This window comes from Niastella sp., assembly GCF_045805085.1.
In the GTDB taxonomy this organism is placed as follows: Bacteria; Bacteroidota; Bacteroidia; order Chitinophagales; family Chitinophagaceae; genus Niastella.
This window is the reverse complement of record NZ_JBJMLX010000487.1, coordinates 1-2,739: the sequence shown is the minus strand read 5'-3', so window position 1 is coordinate 2,739 and position 2,739 is coordinate 1. Positions and strand designations below refer to the sequence as shown.

Sequence of the window (2,739 nt, the reverse complement as noted above, 5' to 3'; positions counted from 1 at the left end):
GTGAATGCATCCAAGCATTTTTCTATGGAGTTGTACGATTAACCGTTTCATTTGGTTGCCTTTCATTGATATTCCTGTATAACTTATAGTAGTAATAATAAAAAACCCTGTCCTTAAAAGGACAGGGTAACCAAACCCTAAAACTAAAAAATAACCCATACAAAAGCAGGCCGGTTACCCGGCCTACTTACAAAGTTTGCATCTGGGTATAATCGCTGATACACTTTACCAGTTGATTATAATATTATATAGACCTCTCCAATGGATCTTAGCCATCAAGTACAGGGAACAGCCATACAGCCGCGCTCCTCGCGGGATTGCCAGCATACTATACGATAAAGAATTAAACATAGTTGCCCCGGCTTATACATTCCGGTTCACGGCTATAGCAGGCCATGGGCCGTTCAATCAATTACCTTAAAACCAGATTAAAGAGACAAGCTTTGCAAAAAGCAGTATTTTATTGAAGCGGCTATGTGCTAAAACAACGATATTGTAAGAGCGGGTTTAACCTGTCTTGTGGTCCCAAGCTTTTGTGAATTGCTTTAAAATTCAGGTACTTAACAGTAAATTTGATCAAAGTTTCAGCAACAGTACATGATGGAAAAAAATCAACTGTATAGAAAAAAGATCATAAAGCATCTATATTTTTCTAATATGCTATCCTGCGCCGACCTGAGCGACAAGATCAATAAGAGTTTACCGGTCACTACGAAAATACTGGGGAAGCTTATTGAGGAAGACTGGGTTACCGAAACCGGTTATGCAGCGTCAACCGGTGGCCGGCGGGCCGTTATGTATTCCCTGAAACCTGATGTTTTATACATAGTATCGGTGGCTATGGACCAACTGATCACCCGCATTGCCATTTTGAACATGCAGAACACGCAGGTAGCCGCCACAGAATTGTTCGAACTTCCTTTATTAAAGAACCCACAGGCACTTGATTCGCTTACCGAAAAAATTGATCAGGTTATAACCCGGTCGGGCATCTCAAAAAGCAGCATTGCCGGCGTTGGTATAGGAATGCCCGGTTTTGTTGATTCGGCCAAAGGAGTGAATTATACCTTTCTTGAACCCGAACAGGGCACCCTCACGCAATACATTTCATCAAAGCTTAAATTACCAGTATATCTCGATAATGACTCCCGCCTGATTGCCCTGGCTGAATTAATGTTTGGCGCCGCCCGGAATAAAAAGAACGCCATGGTGATAAACCTGGGCTGGGGCGTTGGTTTAGGCATGATCCTGAATGGGGACCTCTTCCGGGGGCACAATGGATTTGCCGGTGAGTTCAGCCATATTCCGCTTTTTCTAAATAATAAATTATGCAGCTGCGGCAAAAGCGGTTGCCTGGAAACCGAAACCTCCCTGCTGGTGGTTATTGAAAAAGCCAACAAAGGCTTAAAGGAGGGAAAAATATCGCTGTTGAAAGAATTGTCGGTAGAACACGCAGAACAGGCCTTTCAGGACATCATTAAAGCCGCAGGTAAAGGCGATAAGTTTGCGGTAGAAATATTATCCGAGGCGGGTTATAATATAGGTAGAGGCGTAGCCATCCTGATCCATTTACTGAACCCCGAGGTGGTGATCTTAAGCGGCCGGGGGTCATCGGCAGGAAGGATCTGGCAGGCGCCTATTCAGCAGGCTTTAAATGAGCATTGCATCCCCCGCCTGGCTTCCAATACCGAAATTGAGATCTCTTCCCTTGGCTACCAGGCTGAAGTTACCGGAGCCGCCGCCCTGGTAATGGAAAACTTCGAAAAAAACGAGTTAAAAAAAGAACCGACACAACCAGAAAAGCTGGTGAAAAAATAAAGGTATTAGTATAACAAAGTGCAGTAGGTGCTATTTCTTTAGGAATAGCACAATTAAACCAAACATGGCTGCCACCTGACCAATCCAAAATACAAACATCCATCGGAGTAATTCTGCTTTTGATGCTTCTATTTTTGTTTCAGCACGGGCCACATCTTCTTTTGTAGCAAGTATTGAAGTTTTTGTATCCACTTCACATTTGATTTTTTCCTCAATAAAAGTAGTCAAATTTTCAGCGGTTTCCTTGCCCAGTTTAACTGAAACAAGGTCATAGAGCCTGGTTATTGTAATAGTAGGCATAAAGTACTAATGATTACCATAAAGATAACCCATAAATACTAATATAATTAGTTTTTATACACCTTAATTTATTGATATTAATCAAGTTATTTCTCAGCCGCTACAATCTCTTCGGCATGCTGCTTATTCTTAGGTCGCAGGAATATTTTGCTAATGACACCCTTTTCATCGATCACAAAAGTGGTGCGGTGAACGCCCATATATTTATTACCAAACATTTGCTTTTCGTCCCAAACTCCATACTTGTTTATGATAGTATGGTCCGCATCGGCCAGTAAAGTAAACGGCAGGTTGAACTTAGTCTCAAACTTCTTATGGCTCTTTTCATCATTCGGACTAACGCCAATCACTTCAAAGCCATGTTTCTTCAGCAAGGCATAATTATCGCGCAGGTTACAGGCCTGTACCGTGCAGGTTGGCGTATCGTCCTCAGGGTAAAAATACAGCACTACTTTTTTGCCCTTGAAATCGCTAAGCGTCACCTTTTTGCCGTTCTGGTCTTTGCCGCTAAATGCCGGTGCTTTATCGCCTTCTTTTAGAGTGATCATATTCTGAAAATTAGCGGGTAAAATTATACGTTTTCTCGGTTACATTGCCTGCTTCATCCTCTGCGTGGATCTT

3 protein-coding genes are annotated in these 2,739 nt (G+C 42.4%); 1 reads left to right on the top strand and 2 read right to left on the bottom strand.

Annotation, left to right across the window (positions count from 1 at the left end; all coding sequences use genetic code 11):
* The first annotated feature begins 600 nt into the window (after window positions 1-600).
* Entirely contained in the window at window positions 601-1,818 is a 1,218-nt protein-coding gene (locus ACJ751_RS25625) for an ROK family protein (RefSeq protein WP_407748382.1), read from the top strand.
* A 30-nt stretch (window positions 1,819-1,848) separates the two neighbouring features.
* On the opposite strand, the gene ACJ751_RS25620 is transcribed toward ACJ751_RS25625, so the two are convergent.
* Both ACJ751_RS25620 and bcp read right to left on the bottom strand, forming a co-directional pair.
* A complete protein-coding gene (locus ACJ751_RS25620) occupies window positions 1,849-2,118 on the bottom strand; it encodes a hypothetical protein (protein WP_407748381.1) in 270 nt (89 codons plus the stop codon).
* 86 nt (window positions 2,119-2,204) lie between these two features.
* On the bottom strand, window positions 2,205-2,666 hold the full coding sequence (gene bcp, locus ACJ751_RS25615; RefSeq protein ID WP_407748380.1) for a thioredoxin-dependent thiol peroxidase: 462 nt from the start codon (window positions 2,664-2,666) through the stop codon (window positions 2,205-2,207).
* Between the last annotated feature and the right edge of the window lie 73 nt (window positions 2,667-2,739).